Below are 4278 nucleotides of genomic sequence, written 5' to 3'. Positions count from 1 at the left end.
GGCTTGCTTGGCCGGGGCTTTGGCGGGTGCCTTGTCGGCTTTGGTGGCGGCAAGGGCAGGCGTGGCAAAGGCGGCGGCAATCAGGCCGGCCAGGATCATGGAACGCATGGGAACTCCGGTATTCATGGCGAAAAAGGTCGTCCGCTCCGGACGAAACGGCGCATTCTACCTGCGAGGCGCCGCTTTGGGAGTGGGCTGACGAATGGCAGGGGGCGTAATGATGGTCGGCGCACGCAGGCGGTGCGCCAGGCGTGGCTCAGACCCGGCTGGTTTGGCTTCGATGGCCAAAAACGGGCAGCTGGCACTGATCATTATGTGGGCGCGCCGTGGATGGCTTCGGGCACGTCATGGCTGCGTACGGCGTGGCGACGCTGAAATGGCCGGCGCAGCGGCCAAGTGCATCGCATGCGCTGCGCGAGTTCGGGCTGGCAAATTCAATCAGGCACAGATGCGATTGCGTCCGTTTTGCTTGGCCTGGTAGAGCATGGCGTCGGCTTCGAGAAACAGTGCGGTTTCGGTGGTGAACTTCGGGGTGAACGAAGCGCCACCGCTAAAGCTGAACTGGCGGAATTCCCCCGGTTCCACTTCAAAGCGCAGTGCGCCAAAGGCCTCGCGCATGGCATTGAGTTTTTCCAGCATTTTTTCCGGAGTGATATCCCACACCAGCACCACGAATTCCTCGCCGCCAAAGCGGCTGAGCAGATCGTGCGGCCCCATGAAGGCGCCGAGGGTCAGCGACAGGCGCTTGATGACGATATCGCCAAAGTGATGGCCCCAGGTGTCGTTGATGGTCTTGAACTTGTCGATATCCACCACCGCAAGGCCCAGCGGTTTGCCTTCCGCCTCGGCCATCATGATCACCTCGTGGGCCCGCTGCTGGAAGCCCACTTTGTTGAGCAGGCCGGTGGCGCGGTCGCGGCTGATCAGGTCCTGGTTGAGACGGATCTTGCTCAGCCGGTTGACCAGCTGTTGGCTGAGGATGTCGGCAGCCTTGCCAAGCAAGATGGTATCGAAGCCATCGCTGACTGCCTTGCGGCTCAGTGCTTCGTCACTTTTTTCCAGCAGCAGGATGATCTCCATGCTGGGGTCGGCTTCCAGATTGCGTTTGAGGATCGGCACGATGGCATCGGTCTGGCGGTAGTGGCGCTCGTCGATGATCACCACATCCGGTTGCAGCTGTTTGGCCAGGCGGTGCAGGGTGTGGGCGTCGCCGTGCTCGACCAGCCGGATATTGCGCGTAGCCAAAAGGCTTTGGTCGAATACGCCGGTGTCGCCCAGCATCAGCACCATGCTCGATTCGGCATGGCGCGAGCGGGCGAACAGATTGAACAGTTTTTCCACCAGTTTTTCATTGGCGATGGGCTTGTCGGCAAAAGCCAGGCAGTTCGATTCGACCAGCATCTGTTGCAGCAAAAAGCGGCCGCTCTGCCGTTCGGTCTGCAGATAGACATAGTCGCGATCGTCCGGCAGCTGCGCAAACAGATCGCGCAGGAACAAGGTGCGGTTGCCGTCGTTTTTCTGCAGGCTGGACAGCACATCGAGGTCGACCACGAACAGGGCATCGTGCGGCGCCTGGTGCAGCGCCATCTTGAAGTCGGCCATCTGGTCGAAGAACAGCATGTCGAAGTCGTACTTGTGCGCATGCTGGGTCAACTCGTCGCGGTTGTCCTGGATAAAGAAAGTCTGCGCCAGCAGATAGGCTTTACGTGGGAATAACGCGTCGTCGTCCTGGTAACTCATGCCTCGGTCTCCCGCCGCAGTCTGTCTAGTCCTGATTGCGCGGCTTGAAAAAAGTGTAGTGCTGGTAGGGCTCGAATGCCTGATAGATTGCGGCACTGCCGGCTGGCACATCGATTACCACGCTGCCCGCCTGTACTTTGCAGTCGGGCGCCCGGCCCAGCGCATCGCGCAGCGGCACGCCGTCATACCAGTGAGAATAGGGCAGCAATAGTCTTAGTTGTAGCGCCTGCTCGGCAAGATTGATCACCACCAGTGCAGCTTGTCCGGCTTGATGGGTGTGGCGCAGGAACACCAGGGCATTGCCGGGAAGCCGATCGCCCAGCACGGTGACCTCGCCATACTGCAAGGCGGGGTTGGCCTGGCGGATGGTGATCAGCCGCTTGACCCAGTCGCGCTGCTGCACATTCCATTGCGACGGGTTCCAGCGCATGGTGCGGCGGCAATCAGGGTCTGCGCCGCCTTCCATGCCGATTTCTTCGCCGTAGTAGACCAGCGGTATGCCGGGCAGGGTGAATTGCGCCGCCATTGCCAGTTGCGCGCGGGCGACACTACCCAAGGTGGTAATCAGGCGCGGGGTGTCGTGGCTGGACAACATATTCCATGAGCACAACAGACCATTCAGGCCATAGGCGCTGCGGGCATCGCGGATGGCATGGTTCATCTGCACGCCATCGATTTCGCCGCCCAGCCAGGCCAGCAGGGCGGTGCGATACCAGTAGTTCATCATGCCGTGGTAGCCGGGCTGGCTGGTGTCGCCGAGCCAGCTGCCGGCAAAGCCATTCAGCTCGCCCAGCAACAGGGCATCGGGAAAGCGCTGTCCGACGATCCGGCGCATCTCGCGCGCCACCGGCAGGCCGACATCCTGGGCGACATCGAAGCGCCAGTTGTCGATACCGCGCGCCAGCCAGTGCTGCACCAGGCTGTCCGGCTGGCGATACAGCCGGTCGCGCACTGCCGCATTGGCCAGATTGAGCTCGGGCATAAAGCCGAAGTCCTGCCAGGCTTGGTGGCTGCCGTCGTCGGCGAAGCTGAACCAGTCGCGCAGGGCGGCATCGCCGGCCTTGGCGGCAACAAACCACGGGTGCTGGTCCGATACATGGTTGAGCACTGCATCGAGGGTGAGCTGCATGCCGCGTTGATGCAGGGCCTCGATCAAGCGCTTGAGTGCGTCTTCTCCGCCAAACATCGGGTCGATGGTGAAGAAGTCGGTCGCGTCGTATTTGTGGTTGCTTGGCGCCGCGAACACCGGGGTCAGATAAACGCCGGTAATGCCCAGATCGACCAGGTAGTCGAGCTTGTCGGTAATGCCGTCAAGATCGCCGCCAAAAAACTGCTGGCCCCAGGGTTGTACCTGAGGGCTGTCGTCCCAGTCGCGCAAGCCGGCATTGGCAACCGCGTAGGCATCGCCGGCCAGCTTTTGCTGGCTGCTCAGGCCGCCGCCGATGGCAAAACGCTCGGGGAAAATCTGATAGACCACCGCGCTGGCAACGCGGCGGGTAAAGGCATCTGGCGCGGTAGTGTGCATGCGGGCTCGGGTAGAATGGTCGGTTTGGATTGGCCTCCCTGTCAGCCGGTATGGCTGCCAGGCAGGCTCTGTTAACCGTTTTGCAAGGGAAACGACATTATGCCGTCATTTGATATTGTCTCTGAAGTCAACGAAGTGGAAGTGCGCAACGCGGTCGATCAGGCCAACAAGGAAGTGGGTACCCGCTTTGATTTCAAGGGCTCGGACGCCCGTATCGAGCAGGCTGAAAAGGTGCTGACCGTGTTTGCCGACAATGATTTCCAGATCGACCAGGTGAAGGAAATCCTGATGGGCAAGCTGACCAAGCGCGGCGTCGATGTGCGCTGCCTTGATGAAGGCGATGTCGCCAAGATCAGCGGCAACAAGGTCAAGCAGGCGATTACCGTCAAGGTCGGGGTGGAAACCGAGCTGGCCAAGAAGATCGTGCGGGTGATCAAGGATTCGAAACTGAAGGTGCAGGCCAGCATCCAGGGCGATGCCGTGCGCGTGTCTGGCGCCAAGCGCGATATCCTGCAAGACACCATCGCCCTGGTGCGCAAGGAGATCACCGAGTTTCCGCTGCAATACCAGAATTTCCGCGATTGAGTTCTTGCCGCAGCTGAACTAACACGCAACTTGGCGGCGCCGACGGCAGTTTGTCGGCGCAATGCCGCAATGGTCGCATTGCCGATGACGGCAGACGGCGCAATGTGCACAGTGCGCGCTTTCGTAATCCGGAAGTAAACCGCGATGATCAAACCGGTATTTCTTGCGCTGGCAATGTCTGGCTCGCTGGCCACGCTGGCAGCCAATATCCAGGCCTATCGCCTGCCTGCAGGCAGCACCATCACGATCGATGGCAAGCTCGACGATGCAGTGTGGGCGCAGGTGCCGCGCTTTGATGACTTTTACGAGTTCACCCCGCGTGACAAGCGTGCGGCCAGCCAGCCGACCAGCATGCGGGTGGCGTACGACGCGAACTATCTGTATGTCGGCGTGCATTCGGTCGACCCGGAGCCAAGCGAGGTGCTTCA

Annotated in this window: 4 protein-coding genes; 2 read left to right on the top strand and 2 right to left on the bottom strand. The window is 60.8% G+C overall.

Annotated features, from left to right (window positions below):
• Nucleotides 1-438: 438 nt before the first annotated feature.
• Nucleotides 439-1740 (bottom strand): GGDEF domain-containing protein, encoded by a 1302-nt coding sequence (locus ACE3OH_RS20155; RefSeq protein WP_374357364.1) that lies wholly within the window; start codon nt 1738-1740, stop codon nt 439-441.
• 25 nt (nt 1741-1765) lie between these two features.
• Nucleotides 1766-3265: a glycoside hydrolase family 13 protein gene (locus tag ACE3OH_RS20150; protein WP_374357362.1), complete on the bottom strand. Its 1500-nt coding sequence runs from the start codon at nt 3263-3265 to the stop codon at nt 1766-1768.
• Between the two features lie 99 nt (nt 3266-3364).
• On the opposite strand from ACE3OH_RS20150, the gene ACE3OH_RS20145 reads away from it, so the two are divergent.
• Both ACE3OH_RS20145 and ACE3OH_RS20140 read left to right on the top strand, forming a co-directional pair.
• Nucleotides 3365-3850 carry a YajQ family cyclic di-GMP-binding protein gene (locus ACE3OH_RS20145; RefSeq protein WP_374357360.1) on the top strand — a complete coding sequence of 162 codons (486 nt, stop codon included), beginning with the start codon at nt 3365-3367 and terminating at the stop codon, nt 3848-3850.
• A gap of 144 nt (nt 3851-3994) precedes the next feature.
• On the top strand, nt 3995-4278 hold a 284-nt coding region (locus ACE3OH_RS20140; protein WP_374357358.1), incomplete at its 3' end, for a sugar-binding protein.

This window comes from Chitinimonas sp., assembly GCF_041904975.1.
In the GTDB taxonomy this organism is placed as follows: domain Bacteria; phylum Pseudomonadota; class Gammaproteobacteria; order Burkholderiales; family Chitinimonadaceae; genus Chitinimonas.
This window is presented reverse-complemented; position numbering and strand designations above follow the sequence as displayed.

Excerpts from the sequence above, each read along its gene's own strand:
- ACE3OH_RS20155 (WP_374357364.1), bottom strand. The coding sequence starts at position 1,740 with ATGAGTTACCAGGACGACGACGCGTTATTCCCACGTAAAGCCTATCTG.
- ACE3OH_RS20150 (WP_374357362.1), bottom strand. The coding sequence starts at position 3,265 with ATGCACACTACCGCGCCAGATGCCTTTACCCGCCGCGTTGCCAGCGCG.
- ACE3OH_RS20145 (WP_374357360.1), top strand. The coding sequence starts at position 3,365 with ATGCCGTCATTTGATATTGTCTCTGAAGTCAACGAAGTGGAAGTGCGC.